The organism is Octadecabacter sp. B2R22 (assembly GCF_018861045.1).
Taxonomy (GTDB): Bacteria; Pseudomonadota; Alphaproteobacteria; order Rhodobacterales; family Rhodobacteraceae; genus Octadecabacter.
In genome coordinates, this window is sequence record NZ_JAHKQJ010000002.1 from 355,817 (window position 1) to 372,493 (window position 16,677).

16 protein-coding genes are annotated in these 16,677 nt (G+C 57.1%); 6 read left to right on the plus strand and 10 right to left on the minus strand.

Annotation, left to right across the window (positions count from 1 at the left end; genetic code table 11):
* The 5 genes from KO486_RS01865 to lgt all read right to left on the minus strand — a co-directional run bounded on the left by KO486_RS01865 (nucleotide 1) and on the right by lgt (nucleotide 4,299).
* Entirely contained in the window at nucleotides 1-798 is a 798-nt protein-coding gene (locus KO486_RS01865; protein ID WP_252734458.1) for a Hint domain-containing protein, read from the minus strand.
* A gap of 329 nt (nucleotides 799-1,127) precedes the next feature.
* Nucleotides 1,128-1,295, minus strand: coding sequence for a hypothetical protein (locus KO486_RS01870; RefSeq protein ID WP_216035527.1), 168 nt, complete (start codon nucleotides 1,293-1,295; stop codon nucleotides 1,128-1,130).
* Between the two features lie 261 nt (nucleotides 1,296-1,556).
* Nucleotides 1,557-2,324, minus strand: coding sequence for a peptidoglycan editing factor PgeF (gene pgeF, locus KO486_RS01875; RefSeq protein ID WP_216035528.1), 768 nt, complete (start codon nucleotides 2,322-2,324; stop codon nucleotides 1,557-1,559).
* Nucleotides 2,321-3,376 carry an SAM-dependent methyltransferase gene (locus KO486_RS01880; protein ID WP_216035529.1) on the minus strand — a complete coding sequence of 352 codons (1,056 nt, stop codon included), beginning with the start codon at nucleotides 3,374-3,376 and terminating at the stop codon, nucleotides 2,321-2,323. Before KO486_RS01880 ends, pgeF begins: the two co-directional genes overlap by 4 nt.
* Complete coding sequence (gene lgt, locus KO486_RS01885; protein ID WP_216035530.1) at nucleotides 3,373-4,299, minus strand: prolipoprotein diacylglyceryl transferase; 927 nt, start codon at nucleotides 4,297-4,299, stop codon at nucleotides 3,373-3,375. The genes KO486_RS01880 and lgt overlap by 4 nt, the downstream gene beginning before the upstream one ends.
* A 103-nt stretch (nucleotides 4,300-4,402) precedes the next feature.
* Here lgt and KO486_RS01890 point away from each other — a divergent pair, with 103 nt between their 5' ends.
* Complete coding sequence (locus tag KO486_RS01890) at nucleotides 4,403-4,642, plus strand: accessory factor UbiK family protein (protein WP_216035531.1); 240 nt, start codon at nucleotides 4,403-4,405, stop codon at nucleotides 4,640-4,642.
* A 147-nt stretch (nucleotides 4,643-4,789) separates the two neighbouring features.
* On the opposite strand, the gene KO486_RS01895 is transcribed toward KO486_RS01890, so the two are convergent.
* Nucleotides 4,790-5,968, minus strand: a complete 1,179-nt coding sequence (locus KO486_RS01895; RefSeq protein WP_216035532.1) for an NAD(P)/FAD-dependent oxidoreductase — start codon at nucleotides 5,966-5,968, stop codon at nucleotides 4,790-4,792.
* Nucleotides 5,969-6,234: 266 nt separating this feature from the next.
* Here KO486_RS01895 and ileS point away from each other — a divergent pair, with 266 nt between their 5' ends.
* From ileS to KO486_RS01910, 3 genes are all read left to right on the plus strand, one after another.
* Nucleotides 6,235-9,165 carry an isoleucine--tRNA ligase gene (gene ileS / locus KO486_RS01900; protein ID WP_216035533.1) on the plus strand — a complete coding sequence of 977 codons (2,931 nt, stop codon included), beginning with the start codon at nucleotides 6,235-6,237 and terminating at the stop codon, nucleotides 9,163-9,165.
* Between the two features lies 1 nt (nucleotide 9,166).
* Nucleotides 9,167-9,910 (plus strand): AAA family ATPase, encoded by a 744-nt coding sequence (locus KO486_RS01905; RefSeq protein WP_216035534.1) that lies wholly within the window; start codon nucleotides 9,167-9,169, stop codon nucleotides 9,908-9,910.
* Between the two features lie 67 nt (nucleotides 9,911-9,977).
* Nucleotides 9,978-10,430: a methylated-DNA--[protein]-cysteine S-methyltransferase gene (locus tag KO486_RS01910; RefSeq protein ID WP_216035535.1), complete on the plus strand. Its 453-nt coding sequence runs from the start codon at nucleotides 9,978-9,980 to the stop codon at nucleotides 10,428-10,430.
* Between the two features lie 43 nt (nucleotides 10,431-10,473).
* Here KO486_RS01910 and KO486_RS01915 read toward each other — a convergent pair whose 3' ends face one another.
* The 4 genes from KO486_RS01915 to fsa all read right to left on the minus strand — a co-directional run bounded on the left by KO486_RS01915 (nucleotide 10,474) and on the right by fsa (nucleotide 13,716).
* On the minus strand, nucleotides 10,474-11,172 hold the full coding sequence (locus tag KO486_RS01915; RefSeq protein ID WP_216035643.1) for a CDP-alcohol phosphatidyltransferase family protein: 699 nt from the start codon (nucleotides 11,170-11,172) through the stop codon (nucleotides 10,474-10,476).
* Nucleotides 11,173-11,235: 63 nt separating this feature from the next.
* Nucleotides 11,236-12,156 (minus strand): tyrosine recombinase XerC, encoded by a 921-nt coding sequence (locus KO486_RS01920; RefSeq protein WP_216035536.1) that lies wholly within the window; start codon nucleotides 12,154-12,156, stop codon nucleotides 11,236-11,238.
* Nucleotides 12,156-12,863, minus strand: coding sequence for a DUF484 family protein (locus KO486_RS01925; protein WP_216035537.1), 708 nt, complete (start codon nucleotides 12,861-12,863; stop codon nucleotides 12,156-12,158). Before KO486_RS01925 ends, KO486_RS01920 begins: the two co-directional genes overlap by 1 nt.
* A 199-nt stretch (nucleotides 12,864-13,062) precedes the next feature.
* Entirely contained in the window at nucleotides 13,063-13,716 is a 654-nt protein-coding gene (gene fsa / locus KO486_RS01930) for a fructose-6-phosphate aldolase (protein WP_216035538.1), read from the minus strand.
* A 137-nt stretch (nucleotides 13,717-13,853) separates the two neighbouring features.
* Between fsa and KO486_RS01935 the strand changes: the two genes are divergently transcribed.
* Together KO486_RS01935 and KO486_RS01940 are read left to right on the plus strand one after the other, a co-directional pair.
* Complete coding sequence (locus KO486_RS01935; RefSeq protein ID WP_216035539.1) at nucleotides 13,854-14,483, plus strand: LysE family translocator; 630 nt, start codon at nucleotides 13,854-13,856, stop codon at nucleotides 14,481-14,483.
* A gap of 1 nt (nucleotide 14,484) precedes the next feature.
* Nucleotides 14,485-16,677 (plus strand): primosomal protein N', encoded by a 2,193-nt coding sequence (locus tag KO486_RS01940; protein ID WP_216035540.1) that lies wholly within the window; start codon nucleotides 14,485-14,487, stop codon nucleotides 16,675-16,677.

The following is a 16,677-nucleotide window of genomic DNA, read 5'->3' on the forward strand; positions in this document are numbered from 1 at the left end:
TTAGGCGACCACTCCGAAATCGAGATCATGTAGGGACAAGCGTGGGTGCATCAGCATCCCGAAGTCTTCGATCCGTTCAACATGCGGGAACAGTGTAAGGTACAACGCCAGTTGATCACCGCGCAGGCCAAGTTCATGACGCGCGCCGGGGTTGTGGCTGTCGATTTCGACACCGTTCGCAACGATCCGCTCGTGAGACATAAAGCCAATCTGGAACACCTGAACCGGCGTTTGGGGTGTGATTTCGACGATGTTCACACCGTCCACGAAATCAACGGCAGGGACGAAAGCCGCTTCGTGGCCCGTCACGCGCTGCAACTGTGGTGAGCGGTGATAGAGACGCGCGGATGGTCCAAGCAAAAGGTCGGGCATCGGGCGACCAACACCAAGCGCATCTGCCGCCACACGGATTAGTTTGCCCATCCGAGACGTTTGACCAGACGCACGGGGAACCAGCGTCATTGATCCGCGCCAGTAAACCGTTTGGAAACCGTTGGTGACGGTTTTCACTTTGTCGCCCGGAAGGATGTCTTCGATCGCGACCATGCCGCGATCTGTTTTCAAAAGGGCACCACGAGCGAGCGCGCCAAAGCTATCTTCGAAAGAAGAATTTGCAGGTGCAATGCGGGTAAAGTCGTCAATGTCGCCATTGGGAGTAAGATGGACGACCTCATATTGGCGCATAAGAGGCTGGGCGCGCTGAGGTCGTCCTTCTAACTGAGCAAGCCGGGCTGAGGAGGCCACCGGTGCTTTTGTATTTCGTGCCGCCGCGAGGCCTGCGGTGGCGGAGGGGGTCATTTTCATCATGCGATCACCTAGTTCTGGTTGGTCACATCATCTGTTGGCCCCCGCCAACAACATCTGAGGAGAGTTGCGTTGACTGAAATGTGGCTGATAGCGCCTCGTTTCGTCAAACATATTTGGAAAATCAATGAGTATTGGGATCAATCGACACGTCTTGGTATGGATTGTTCGCGGCCCGATAACAGCGCCGCCACATTTGGGGCTTCGCAGGGCAGGCGATTTGGCGCTGAAACGAGAATCGCCGCCCCCGGAGAATGCGACAGGGACGGCGATTCTAATGCTGGCGGTAGTGGCCAGCGATGTTTGGGGATTAACCTGCCGGTTTAGGCGGCGGGGCGCAGTGTCCGGGACGGCGCGGACGTAAGGGCTTCAACAGCGCGGCGGCTTGCGATAAACGCTTCGCGGCGCAGGCCACGTTCCCATGGCATTTTCGTCGTGCAGTTTTGTGCTTCACGGATGGTGGATTTGATCCAACGGTTTTGTTTGGTCATGGGATTTGCCTCATGGTTTTGTATGCTTGCTCGATGGATACAAATTGACGGCGCAAACGGGCATGAGTGGGGCCAGATCAGGGAAAAATTAGAAAAGGGCGGTGGCGGTGTCCATCGAATGTGACCGCTACAGCGGACATGATCATGGTGCGTAAACCCCAATTTTTCAGGGATCTGGCAACAATCCTACATCCATCATAGGGATTGTTTCGCATCGACTGTGGCACGGTTTGGGCCATAAAAGCCCAATTGGTGTCAAATTCAGCCCGCTGGGCCTAATGTGATTGCCGCGATCAAGCGGCCATAGTCGGCGTCCTTGTTATGGGTCGCGCGGCGGTAGCTATAGAACCGCTCCGGGTCGCTATAGGTACAGTGGCGCGTCCATTCCGCTGAGCCAACTCCAGCCTCACGCAAGCGGTGCAGCCCCAAAGCGGGCAGGTCAAACTGGTACTTGCCATCTTCACCATTGGCAAAGAAACGGGCGAAGGCCATGTCTTGTGCGATGAAGTCTTCAAAAAACTCGGGCCCGACCTCGTATGCACGTTGCGAAATACAGGGCCCGATGACAGCGCAGGTGTTTGCGCGCGAGGCCCCTAGGTTTTCCATCGCGTCTAGTGTCGCTTCGAGGACGCCGTCCAATGCACCTTTCCAACCCGCATGGGCCGCGCCAATAACACCAGCCTCTGTGTCCGCAAAGAGAACTGGTTGGCAGTCCGCAGAAAGAACGGACAGCGCAACGCCTCGGGTCGCGGTGACCATGGCGTCCGCTTTCGGGCGATCTGTGTTCGGGCTGGTGACGGTGACCACATCTGGCGAGTGTACCTGATAAACGCCCATCAAATCATGCTCGCCCACGCCCATCGCATCGGCCACGCGCGCGCGGTTGATCGTAACCGCTTCGATCTGGTCGGTGCTGCCCGTTCCGCAGTTCAATCCTTCGAACACACCCGAAGAGGCGCCACCACGGCGGGTAAAGAACCCGTGGCGGATCGGTGAAAGGCTGTCAGTCGTGATGATTTCGAGTGTCATGGCTCAAGTCCTGCGGGTGGTGGTGCACCGTTGGGGTAAATCCCAATTACTTTGAACAGGGAACCCATTTCGGCGGGATCCGTCAAGCGGCGGTGTGCAGCAACAAGCGTGTCGAGAGCATCTCCGCTTAGGGGCGCGGCCAAAGTTTGGGCCCGCTGCGTGATGCCGAGGCGTTCAAGAAAGACCCCTTGCGGCGTCAAGCGCGTGAATTTGGCGGGGGACGTGGCAAGTGAGATAGCCTCGAAATCTACATGGGCGGTGATGTCTGCCTCACCAACGGTCGTGAACGCGTCAACGGGGGCGTGGTTTTGCACGGCCTGCACCGTGTCCCCGAGCGAACGCCAATCGCCGTAGTCGATTATGAGGGCGATGCCGCCGTGGGTGTCGATGCGGGATGCAATGGTGGACGTTATCGGAGGGAGCGCTGGGCAAATCTCGACTATGTCGCCGTCTCTGGTGTCGTCCAAACGGTGCTTAAGTTCCGGAATGGGTTTGGTCGGGGACAGGCCTTTTGCCAAAGCATCGCCCTGAGCTGTGACCATGACTTCGCGCCAGCCAGAACCATCGCGTTGGAACTGTCGGATTGGCAAGGCATCAAAGAATTCATTGGCGATTAGAAAGAGGGGCTGATCGGGCAGGGTCGTGGTGCCGTCGTGCCAAGTCGCACTAACACGCTTTGCCTGTTCAGCCCGCAACGTGGGCGAAGTTTCGACAAGGTGGACCTGCGCTGCCGCGTGAAAACCGGGTACTTTGGCCGTGGCCCGCAAAAGATCTGCCATCAACGTTCCGCGCCCCGGGCCGAGTTCAGCCAAGCAAAACGGATTTGGCTGGCCTTGATCGATCCACGCTTGCACAAGAGCAAGCCCGATGAGTTCCCCGAACATCTGGCTGATTTCCGGCGCCGTGATGAAATCTCCCGCAGCGCCAAGTGGATCGCGAGTGCTGTAATAGCCGTGTTCGGGATGCATCAGGGCTTCGGCCATATAGTCGGCCAAGTTCATTGGCCCGTCCGCTGCGATGCGCGCGGTTAGTAGATCCGAGAGCGCCGTCATGTGGATGACTTGGCCATGCGGCGCGTGATGATCACAAGCGCGAGGCCCACAAGGATCATCGGCAGGGACAGCGCTTGGCCTTGGGTCAAACCCCAGTTGCCAAAATCATAAGCCCAACCGATTGGATTGTCCGCAGAGGTGAACTGCACGTCTGGCTGGCGGACGAATTCTATCGCAAACCGCGACAAGCCGTAGCCCATCAAGAACACAGCTACGAGAGACCATTGGCGTTTCAACCAGCCGCGCGAAAAGGCGAGGAACAGGATAATTGCGCCCAGCAAAAGGCCCTCAAGACCAGCTTCATAAAGCTGGCTGGGGTGGCGTGGGACCTCGGTGCCAGTGTAGAACCAGTCACCCGCGACGGCGCAGGTTTGATAGACTGGATCAACACACATGCTGGGGAATTTCATACCCCAAGGGAGGTCTGTCGCACGGCCGTAAAGTTCAGCGTTGATAAAATTGGTTATCCGAACAAGGAAAATCGCAGGCGTAGCGGTCAGAGCTAGGACATTTGCAACGTCGCCCAATGCCGAACCGTATTTGCGTGCACAGACAATGACGGCAACGCAAACCCCGATAAAACCGCCATGAAATGACATGCCGCCATCCCACACACGAATGATCGATAAGGGGTCTTGGCGGAATTGCCCGTCACCGTAAAACAAGACATACCCGATGCGGCCGCCGAAAATGACGCCTAAGACAATCCATGTCAGCAGGTCTTCGATTTGATCGCGGGTCAGGGCGGCTGTGTCATTGCGCCAAAGGCTTGGGCGTTTGATTGCGCGCGCCGCGATCCACCAGCCGATTAGGATGCCGACAATATACCCCATCGCATACCAGCGCAGCGCAAAGGTGAAACCAAATAGCGTGATCGAAAAGATCACGGGTGAAATCTCGGGGAAGGGGATCGAGGTCAACATGGGCCCCTTAGTGCCTCAGGGTGCGACGATGTCAACCGTTTGAACGGGGTTGTTATGGGGGGAAGGGCTGCCCATATAGGGGTGAGAGATCAAGGAGAGTACCATGCAAACCCGCAACAAAGTTTTTGACGACCTGTCGCAATTGATGACCAACGCCATGGGCGTCGCGCAAGGCGCCAAGGATGAAGCATCAACTGCAATGTCTGGCATGGTTGACCGCTGGTTGGCCGATCGCGATTTTGTCACCCGCGAGGAATTTGATGCAGTGCGCGTCATGGCGCAAAAGGCGCGCGAAGAGAACGCAGCACTTTTGGCGCGTATCGAGGCGCTTGAAGGTAAGTAAGCGGAGCGGCTTCGCCGCACGTGATATTTGATTTGATGGGGGCTGCCGTTTGGTGGCCCTTTTTTAATGGCTGAGAGGGGCGAGATGAAGGAGGGGGCGCTGCCCCCGCTACGCTCCCCCGAGGTATTTTAGAAACAAAGGCAAGGGCTAGAGGCGTCCGATGGGTGGAACCATGGTGCCGCAGACAAGGCTTGTGAGGATGCGCGGGACCGGAGGGATCTGTGAGGTTGGAAACAGAGCGCGGTCCCTTAGGAAAGGCAAAAGGCGGCTGTCGGATTGATACATCGGTGTGAAGCCCCATGACATCGCTTGATAGATTTTGGTGTGCAGGCGGCGAGCGCGGGCATAGGCGGGCAGGGCGCGTGCCACTGGGCGCGTCGCAAGAGCACGGGACAGGGCCAGTGCATCGAGCAAGGCCATGTTTGCCCCTTGGCCAAGCTGAGGGGATGCGCGGTGCGCGGCGTCGCCGATATGGACGAGTCGATTGTTGTAGGGGCGGTTCAGGGTGCCGTGGCTATAACGAGCCATTGTCATTTGATCGGGGTCAGTGATTTGATTGAGGAAGGGGGTAAGCGCGGGCCAAAGGGTTGTGGCCTCTATCTTCCATGCGTCGATGCCGTTTTTGCACCATGTAGAATGGGCGTCGCGGGGGAGAGACCAGAAGATCGCCGCCTTAAATCCGGTTTCGCCAGCAAATGAACCGATTGGCAGCGCGCCGATCATATGAGACGCGCCGAGGTAGCGCTGACTTAGATGGGTTTTCGGTAGGTCTGTGTCTTCGGGCCAATCGACAGTTCCCCAAATCGCGCCGTAGCCAAGGGGTTTGGATTTGATCGGGGATATGGGGGACCCCGCGCCAGAGCTGTCGATGCAAAGATCAAACGGCCCGTGAACGTCGTGGTTGGCCGCGAATACCTCGATGCTTTCGGAATCTTGGCGCACGGAGGTCACATCGGCAGAGGTCACAACCTCAATACCGGATCGTTTCTGCATCGCTTGCCAAAGTGCGTCAAACAGTGCCGAGCGGTGAATTGCGAGACCATAAGCGTTTGGATCGACAAGGTCGTATTTTACATCCAGCACGCGCCGACCGTTCTGCGCCTCGATCCCAAGCATGTCGGTGATACGGTTGCCATATCCAAGGGCAGTCTCCAAGGCACCGACTTCGCGCAACACGTCTTGGCCGACGGGTTGAATGACCAGACCTGAACCGACAGGTTTCGGTGTGTCGAATTGATCGAAGATCGTGATCTTATGGCCTTGATCCGCAAGGAGGCATGCAGCCGTCAGGCCACCCATTCCGGCCCCGATTATGGCGATGTGCATAACAATAAACCCCTTACGGTCTGCAGATAGAATCGATGTAGAAACCGTATGGGTAAATGGCACCTGCGGGGCAAGGTCGCAGGACGCAAACGCTGCACTTTACCCTAGGCGCAGGCGGCCCTATAAGCCGCCCTATGGACACTCGCATGATCCAGATTATTCGAATTATATCCCCGACGCTGTGACCCCCACACGTCGGAGCAGAGGTGTTGAGTTATCGCACCGTCCCAGCCTTTTCAATTTGACCGATCTAAAGGACGCCCCAAATGTGCGCCGATACGACTGAAACACCCGAATACAAAACAACGTTGAACCTGCCGAAAACGGATTTCCCGATGCGGGCCGGATTGCCAAAGCGCGAGCCCGAGTGGCTGGCCCATTGGGACAAGCTCGATGTTTATGAAACGCTACGTGAAAAGGCCAAGGGCGAGACCCGCCCGCCGTTCACGCTGCACGATGGCCCCCCGTATGCGAACGGCCATTTGCACATCGGCCACGCGCTGAACAAAATCCTGAAGGACATGGTGGTGCGGTCCCAGCAGATGATGGGCAAAGATGCGCGCTACATCCCTGGTTGGGATTGCCACGGTCTGCCGATCGAGTGGAAGATCGAAGAAAAGTACCGCGAAAAGGGTAAGAACAAAGACGACGTTGATGTTGTTGAGTTCCGTCAGGAATGCCGCGATTTTGCGGCCGGTTGGGTCGACATCCAGCGTGATGAATTCAAGCGCCTTGGCATCACCGGTAAATGGGACGACCCTTACCTGACGATGAACTTCCACGCCGAGAAAGTGATCGCTGAGGAATTCCAGAAATTCTTGATGAACGGCACGCTGTATCAAGGTTCAAAGCCTGTGATGTGGTCCCCCGTTGAGGAAACCGCGTTGGCTGAGGCCGAGGTGGAATATCACGACAAGGATAGCTTTGCGATCTGGGTGAAGTTTGCTGTGGATGCAGGCGACTTAGCTGGCGCTAAAGTTGTGATCTGGACGACAACTCCTTGGACGATTCCGTCCAACAAGGCGGTTGTTTACGGGGCCGACTATTCCTACGGCTTGTACGAAGTCACAGCGACACCTGATGAATGTTGGGCCGAGGTTGGCGAGAAATTCTTGTTGGCTGATAAGCTGGCTGGTGATGTTTTCGCCAAGGCGCGTCTTGAGGAAGGCCAATGGCAGCGGGTTCGCGATGTGACGGCGGATGAGCTGTCAGGGTTGTCTCTGAAGCACCCGCTCAACGGTGTTGAAGGCGGCAATGGCGAATGGGATGATCTTCGCGATTTCCGCGCGGCTGATTTCGTGACTGACGACGAAGGCACGGGTTTCGTGCACTGTGCGCCGTCCCACGGGATGGAGGAGTTCGAACTCTATCGTGATCTGGGCATGTTGGCCGAAGTCATCACCTATAACGTTATGGACGACGGCACCTTCCGCGAAGACATGCCGTTCTTTGGCGGCAAGCGCATTCTGCGGGCCAAGGCCAAGAAGGGTGATTGGGAAGGCGATGCCAACGGCGCAGTCATGTCCAAGCTGGCCGAAGTGGGCGGGTTGTTGGCGCGTGGCAAGATCAAGCACTCCTATCCGCACAGCTGGCGGTCCAAAGCGCCGATCATCTTCCGCAATACGCCGCAGTGGTTTGCCGCGATTGATAAAGAAGTTGGCGATGGCCAAGACACCTACGGCACCACGATCCGTGAACGCGCTTTGCGCTCTATCGATGAATTGGTCACATGGACCCCGCAAAAGGGTCGTAACCGCCTGTTCTCCATGATCGAAGCGCGGCCTGATTGGGTTCTGTCCCGTCAGCGGGCTTGGGGTGTTCCACTGACCTGTTTCACCAAGAAAGGCGCACAGCCTACGGATGCGGATTACCTGTTGCGCGATCCCAAAGTGAACGCGCGGATTTTGGAAGCGTTTGAGGTCGAAAGTTCGGATGCATGGTATGTAGAGGGCGCCAAAGAGCGTTTCTTGGGCGGCGACCACAACCCTGATGACTATAATCAGGTGATGGATATCTTGGATGTATGGTTCGATTCTGGGTCTACACACGCGTTCACATTGCGTGACCGCGAAGACGGATCTGAGGACGGGCTTGCTGATCTTTATCTTGAGGGCACTGACCAGCACCGCGGGTGGTTCCATTCATCTATGTTGCAGGGCTGTGGCACCATTGGCCGCGCGCCATACCGCGGTGTGCTGACACACGGGTTCACGCTGGATGAGAAGGGCATGAAGATGTCCAAATCCATCGGCAACACAATCGTTCCCGAAAAGGTCGTGCAGCAATACGGCGCGGACATCCTGCGTCTTTGGGTGGCTCAGGTTGATTTCACCAATGACCAGCGGATCGGGGATGAAATCCTCAAAGGTGTGGCAGACAGCTACCGCCGTTTGCGCAACACCATGCGCTATATGCTTGGATCACTCGGTGATTTTGATGCGTCCAAGGCCGTGGCCCGGGACGACATGCCAGAGCTTGAGCAGTTGATCTTGCACAAGATGGCCGTGTTGGATGGTGTCGTACGCGAAGGCTACGCAAAATACGACTTCCAAGGCGTGTTCCGCGCGGTATTCGATTTCGCAACGCTGGACCTCAGCTCGTTCTATTTCGACGTGCGTAAGGATGTGTTGTACTGCGACGGTGATACGGATCGCCAGCGTGCTGCACTGACGGTTCTGGATGCGCTTTATACGCGTCTAACAAGCTGGCTGGCGCCGATCCTGATCTTCACGATGGAAGAGGTTTGGCTGGAACGCAATGGTGGCGACACATCTGTCCACCTGACCGATTTCCCGGACACTCCAACGGAATGGCGTGATGATGTGCTGGCCGCCCGTGCTGAAACCGTGCGCGCTGTGCGTCGTGTGGTAACGGGTGCGCTTGAAGAACAGCGTACGGCCAAAGTGATTGGGTCTTCTCTGGAAGCAGCGCCAACCGTGTATCTGTCACCAGAGCTGGCGGCGATCATCACCAACACCGATACCTTTGCGGACCTTTGCATCACCAGCCAGATCACGATTGTGGAAGGCGATGCACCAGACGGTGCGTTTGCATTGGACGATGTAGCAGGTGTTGGCGTTGTCTTCGCCGTGTCCGACGGCGAAAAATGCGCTCGATGCTGGAAGATCTTGCCAGATGTAGGCAGCCACAGCCACGCGGGCGTTTGCGGGCGCTGTGACGAGGCTTTGAGCCAATAAGATGGTGCGCGGACGGGATACAAAGCTGTCCGCGCCCTATCTACGTTCTATATGTGTGGATGAACCAGAGGAGGCCTTTCCCGAAGGCTATCCGTTCGATCTTCCGTGGCTGACGCCGGATTTCGAGCTGGACTTTCACTCTCCGGTTACGATCCTGATGGGAGAAAACGGCGCGGGGAAGTCAACGTTACTTGAGGCGATGGCGACACTGGCAGGGTTTTCGACCACGGGCGGCGGCGCATGGACGGACGCAGGCACAGATACGTCCGAGGGTGGGGCAATTGCGCTCGCCAATCGTCTGCGTGCAGGCTGGCTGCCGAAAATGAAAAAGGGATGGTTCCTGAAAGCCCAGAGCTTCGCTGCGGTATCACGACAAACCGCAGGGGGCTATCTGTCGATGTCCCATGGTGAGGGGTTCTCGAATATGATCGGGGATCGCATGTCAGGGCAGGGTGTTTATTTTCTCGATGAACCAGAAGCTGCGTTGTCGCCGTCACGTCAGGTCGAGTTGCTTGTTTTCTTGAACGAAATTCAGGAAAGTGCGGATGCACAGGTTATCATGGCAACTCATTCCCCTATTTTGATGGCGGTACCCAATGCCACTTTGTTGCAGATCACTCACCGTAGCATCAGGCCGATTGACCTGCGTGATACGGAGCATTTCCGGCTAACGTCTGCCTTTACGGATGATCCTGAAGGTTTCGTTCAGGCCGCACTGATCGGTGATGAACGCAATTTGTACTGACGTAGCCCTGAGCTAAAAGCGCAGGTTTCGGATTGCCGAGACGATGAGAATTGGTGAGGGTAGGATTATGCCTAGACTCACCATCCCCACCCAATTCGGCCCACTAACCCTTTGGGAAGACGACGGCGCGATTGTGCGCGTTGACTGGGACGGGGACGGGTCTGACGAAACGCCATTGTTAAGCGACGCCGCGCGACAATTGCGGGCCTATGACGCTGGGCAACTGCAGGATTTTGATCTTCCGCTGCGTGTTGCTGGGTCAGATTTCCAACGTGCTGTTTGTGATCAGATGACAGCGATCCCCTTTGGCGACACAGTGACGTATGGCGATATCGCCAAGGCGCTGGGCCAATCGGCACAGGCGGTCGGGTCTGCCTGTGGCGGCAACCCGATCCCTGTCATCATTCCATGTCATCGGGTTATGGGCGCAAAGGGGCTTACCGGATTTTCCGGCAAGGGCGGTGTTGAAACCAAAGTCGCGCTGTTGCGCCATGAAGGCGCGGGTGGGTTTCTGATTTAGGGCAGAAGCCTGCGGCGCGGATACTTAAGAACCAAAGAAGGGCTTAACCGTCTGGCCCGTGCAACACCTGTTGCATTGCTCCTGCGCCGAGAAGGTAGAGGGATGTTATCATCAGCCCCCAAAAGACCGGCGCGGATGGTTCAAACCCGACCCACGCTGAAACACCCGCAAACACAGTCCAAGCCAATGCCATCGGCAAAGAAATCGCGCGCCAGCGGTTAGTCCGGACAGGGTGGATGAACTTTACGGGGACGAACATTGTCACCGTTAACACACCGATAATCGCAAGACAGGCCCACCACGGGGGCGTCAATGCAAACAAAACAAGGATCAACATGTTCCAGCATCCAGGAAAGCCGGAAAACGAATTATCGCTTGTTTTCATGCGTGTATCGCAAAAATATAAGGCTGATCCAAAGGTGATCACAATGATTGCCACCCAGCCAGACCAACCATCCATCAAGCCCGACGCATAAAGCGCATAGGCTGGAATAAACACATAGGTCAGGTAGTCGATAATAAGATCCAACAAGACCCCATCAAATTGCGGAGCATATTTCTTAACGTTGAAATGGCGTGCCATCGGGCCATCGACGCCATCCACTGCGAAGGCCACAATCAACCAAACGAACATCATCGCCCAGTCTTTCTGGATTGCTTGCAACATCGCCAGCATCGCAAAAACGGCGCCCGTGGCGGTAAACAAGTGAACGCCAAGCGCTTTGGTTTGTGCGGAGGTCATTGAAGTCATTCCCGTGTCATGACGGATTTGAAGCAGCGGGGCAACCGCAGCATGACGCTTGGGTTATCCGGCGGCCTTTGGGTGGGCTGCGTCATAGACTTCCATCAGGCGGGCCGTGTCGACGGCCGTGTAGGCTTGTGTTGTCGACAGCGACGCATGACCCAGCAGTTCCTGGATGGATCGCAGATCGCCCCCCGCATTCAACAAATGCGTCGCAAAACTGTGGCGCATGGCATGGGGCGTTGCTGTGGCGGGCAAACCCAATTGCATCCGCGCCTGCGCCATCACCGACTGGATCGCTTTGGGATAAAGCGCACCGCCACGCGCCCCCCGAAAAACCGGCTGGTCGTCTTCTGGCGGAAACGGGCAGGCGCGCAAGTAAGCATCTACTGCGGCACGTGCCGCGGGGATCACCGGCACCAGGCGCTCTTTGCCGCCCTTACCCAAGATGCGCAACGTGGCGGGTAGGGGGACGTCCGCGCCGGTTAACCCCAGCGCCTCGGAGATACGCAAGCCGCACCCGTATAAAAGCGTTACAACCGCGACATCGCGTTGTGCGACCCACGGTTCGCGGGCTTGCAGTTCAACGGTGTCGATCATTGCACGGGCGGCATCCACGGCAAGCGGGCGCGGTAACTTCTTTTGGAATTTCGGTGAACGCGTAGATAAGACGGCAGTCGGTTCAAACCCTTCGCGATCGGCCAGCCACCGATAGAATGATTTTACTGCCGACAAGGAACGCGCCAACGACCGCGCCGACACACCGCGCCCCCGTTCATGTGCCATCCAAGAGCGCATATCGGTCACAGCAATTTTTGAGATCGGCCCAAGTCCCTGCGCCTCACCGTGGTGCTGGGTCATGAATGACAAAAATCCAAGAACGTCGGTTTGATAGGCCGTTAGTGTGTTTTGCGCAGCCCCTTTGAGCGCGCGTTGATGGTCCAGCCAATCCGCCAATGCGCGGGATAGGGCTGGCGATACCATCAGCTTAACCAGTGGCGCATGACGCGTTCAAAAACGCCAGCAAAGAATGTTAGCAGGTCCGTGCCTTGCTGGGGGGTGAACTGGTGCGGATCTTCGGCGCCAAAGATCAACATGCCCGGCAAACGGCCATCGCCAAGGTTCAAGCGCAAACAGGCCTCAGAGCGGATGTACTCCGCCTTGTCACCAAAGATTTCAACGTCGTCGGTCTTCACTTGGCGCAAAGTCACTTGGCGCGCAGGGGCAGAACGCCCATGGCTGATATAGTTTTGCACAAACCCCGGTTCGGCAATCGACAACACATCGCTGAGCCGTGCAATCGCTGGGTCTGCATCGGTCGTCGAAGACTCCAACACCAAACGCACAGCATCCACACGTAAAATGTCAGAGACGTCGCCTCGCAGATCATTCAAGAAACTCTCGAACTTGCCCGCATCCATCATCCGCAAGATCGCGCGGTGGATCTGGTTGGTCCCTGCAAGGTTTTCGTAAGCCGCTGCAATAACGTTGCGATGGGTGTCCTCAAGGCGGTCAAGACGACCTTCCAAACGCTCCATCGCGATACCGCGAAGATCGACGATGTTGCCGCCAAGGTTTTTCTCATTCGCAGCGACCAGCGCGCGCATAATATCCTGATCCTCAAGCAAGGCTTCGGGGTCGGACATGATTTTGGACCGAACGTCATCGTTCAGGAGGGGATCACTGCTCATTTTGGTCTTCTCTTATTGATTGGCACCGTACCTAGCAGACGGGCGCACCCTCGCGCTAGGTATATTTATGATGAATCCAAAGTGTTGCAGGGCGACACTCATGTAGAATGCCGCCCCGCTCATGCCTTTGTTTCGAAAATACCTTGGGGGGAGTCCGAAGGACGGGGGGCTAGCCCCCCTCCCACGCCCGCCGCAGGCGTTAAACGATTTTGATGTTCGCTTTTGCGGCGTCCTTAAGGAACGCGGCCAGACCATTGTCCGTCAAGACGTGGTTCGCCATAGCTTTGATCACATTCGGCGGCGCTGTCGCGACGTCCGCACCGATCTTGGCGCATTCAGACATGTGGTTTGCGTTGCGGATAGACGCCGCAAGGATCTGCGTGTCGTAGCCGTAGTTGTCATAGATCGTGCGGATGTCTTCGATCAGTTCAAGGCCATCAAGGTTGATGTCATCAAGACGACCGATGAACGGGCTGATGAATGTCGCACCTGCTTTGGCCGCCAAAAGCGCCTGATTTGCAGAGAAGCACAGCGTCACGTTGACCATGTTGCCTTCGCTGGACAGAACGTTACAGGCTTTCAAACCGTCCCAAGTCAAAGGCACTTTTACGGCGATGTTATCTGCGATTTTAGCGAGCTTGCGGCCCTCGGCGATCATGTCGTCGGCGTCTGTTGCAACAACTTCTGCGGATACCGGACCACTGACGAGGTCACAAATCTCTTTTGTCACCTCAAGGATATCGCGGCCAGACTTGGCGATGATGGAAGGGTTTGTTGTAACGCCATCTACCATACCCAGATCGTTGAGTTCGGTGATTGCGGTGATATCTGCGGTATCTACGAAGAATTTCATGTGTTCGACTCCGGGTTCATGAATTTGGCGCAGGGATACCCTAATGCGCGACGCTTCGAAAGGGGTGCTGAATGCCCGTTGAATGACAGGGGCGGCAAGTGTCTAATGCGGTCTTGGGGCGGACATAGGAGATTCCCTTGGACCTATCACTTTGGATGACATTTGTGGCGGCGACAGTCGTCTTGCTGATCATTCCGGGCCCGACGATCGTGCTGGTTTTGACTTATGCACTGACCCAAGGGCGGCGTGTGGCTGTGGCCTCTGCTGCTGGAGTTGCGTTGGGGGACTTCATCGCCATGACGACCTCACTGGTGGGGCTTGGGGCTTTGGTTCTGGCATCGGCGACGTTGTTCACCGCGCTTAAATGGATCGGAGCGGCCTATCTTGTCTGGATGGGGATTGGCATGATCCGCAGCGCGGGCGGCGCAACCTTGGGTAAAATAGAGAACGCACCACGCCTTAGTGCCGGGGCGGTCTTTCGCAACGCCACCATTGTAACTGCGCTGAACCCCAAATCCATCGCCTTTTTCATCGCCTTCGTTCCTCAGTTTATTCGGCCCGAGGCGGCGTTGTTGCCACAGTTTTCAATTCTGATCGCAACCTTCGTTGGCTTGGCGGCGTTGAACGTCGTGATCTATGCGGTGCTGGCCGACCGTTTGCGCAGCACGATCCGCAAACCCGCTGTGCTGGGTTGGATGACCCGCATTGGCGGCGGCGTCTTGATCGCCATGGGCGTGCTGACCGCCACGTTGCGAAAAGCAGCCTAGGATGACGCAGGACTTCTTTCATGAAGGTGATTTGGTGGGCGTTCTCACGACGCAACCGATTGACCGCATGTTGGACTACAAAGCCCCCGAAGGCGGCTGCCATTTGGGCGCATTCGTAGAAGTGCCCCTTGGTCCGCGCAAAGTGCTGGGCGTCGTCTGGGGCAAAGGGCAGGGTGATTTCGACTATGCCAAGGTGCGCAAAGTCATCCGCGTTTTGGATGTCGCGCCCATGGCGGACGAGATGCAGCAGTTCTTGCAAAGGGCGGCGGATTATACGCTGACGCCTATGTCTGCGATGTTGCGTCTTGCGACCCGCGCGCCGGGTTTGGGCGATGCACCGTCCATGCGAAAGGTCTACCGCTTGGGCAGCGAAACGCCGACCCGCATGACCGATGCCCGCACCAAAGTGCTTGAGGTTCTTCGCGAATACGGCGGGTTGGCGTTTACACTGAAAGAAGTTGCAGACATGGCTGGGGTTACGTCCTCGGTGGTCAAAGGCTTAGTCAAACTCGGCGCGGTGTCCGAAGAAGACAGCCCGCGCGATCTGCCCTATCCCAAGCTGGACCCTGATTACGGCAGCAAAGAGCTGACGAAAGACCAACGCGCTGGCGCGAAAGTCCTGTGCGAGGCCGTCCGCTCAGGCGCCTATGGCACGACCTTGCTTAAGGGCGTTACGGGGTCCGGCAAAACCGAGGTCTACCTCGAAGCCGTGGCGGAATGTTTGCGCAGTGGGCGACAAGCGCTCGTGTTGCTGCCCGAGATTGCCCTGACGTCCGAATTTATCACACGGGTCGAGGCACGTTTCGGTATGAAGCCTGCCGAATGGCACAGCGGCGTGACGATGACAGAACGTCGCCGTTGCTGGAAAATGGTTGGGCAGGGCGCGGCGCAATTGGTTGTCGGCGCGCGCTCGGCTCTCTTTCTGCCGTTTCAGGATTTGGGGCTGATCATTGTCGATGAAGAACATGACACGTCTTACAAACAAGAAGACGGGGTTCTTTATAACGCGCGGGATATGACGGTGCTGCGGGCCTCGCTGAACTCCGCGCAGGTGGTGCTGGCAAGCGCGACACCCAGTCTTGAAAGTTGGGCCAATGTCGAGGCCGGAAAATATGCCCGCGTGACCCTTGCGTCGCGTTATGGAGTTGCGGTTCTTCCGAAAATGTCAGCGATCGACATGCGGGTTGAGGACCTCCCCGGAAGTCGTTGGGTGTCGCCGTCATTGCAACGCATGGTCCAGACGCGGCTGGAAAAAGGGGAGCAGTCGTTGCTGTTCCTGAACCGTCGCGGCTATGCGCCGGTGACGATTTGTCGGGCCTGTGGCCATCAGATCGGCTGTGATCATTGCGATGCGACGATGGTGGAACACCGGTTCCTGAAGCGCCTGATGTGCCACCAGTGCGGTGAGACCAAACCCATGCCATCCGTCTGTCCGTCGTGTGAAGCCGAAGACAAACTGGCCCCCGTCGGTCCTGGTGTGGAACGCATGGCCGAAGAGGCCCAAGAGCTGTTCCCTGATGCAAAGATCGCAGTGCTAAGCTCGGACCTTTATGGATCGGCGCGGGCGCTCAAAGAGCATATCGAAAGCATCGCACGCGGAGAGGCGGATGTGATCGTGGGGACGCAATTGGTTGCCAAAGGGCATAACTTTCCGAAGCTCACGCTTGTTGGGGTCATTGATGCCGACCTTGGTCTGCAAGGCAGCGATCTTCGTGCGGCTGAACGCACGTTTCAATTGATGCGCCAAGTTGCGGGCCGTGCAGGGCGCGCGGAAATCGAAGGCGAGGCTGTGATGCAGACGTTTCAGCCAGAACACCCCGTGATCCGCGCAATTCTGGGCGGCGACGAAGAAGCGTTTTGGGCCGCCGAGGCCGGAGAGCGTAGGGCAGCAGGCGTTCCGCCATACGGGCGCATGGCGGGCATCGTGCTTAGCAGTCCGAACGTGCAAGAGGTCTTTGATCTTGGCGCAGCGATGGCGCGCCAAGACGGACCGCTGCGCAAAATCGGTGCGCAGGTCTTTGGGCCAGCGCCAGCGCCGATCGCGCGCATAAGGGGACGGCATCGTGTGCGGTTGTTGGTGAAGGCGGAGAAAACCGCGCCTTTACAGCAGGCATTGGCCGCTTGGGCGGCGCAATTCAAACTGCGTGGCGAATTGCGCATGGCGATCGATATCGACCCGCAGAGCTTTTATTGA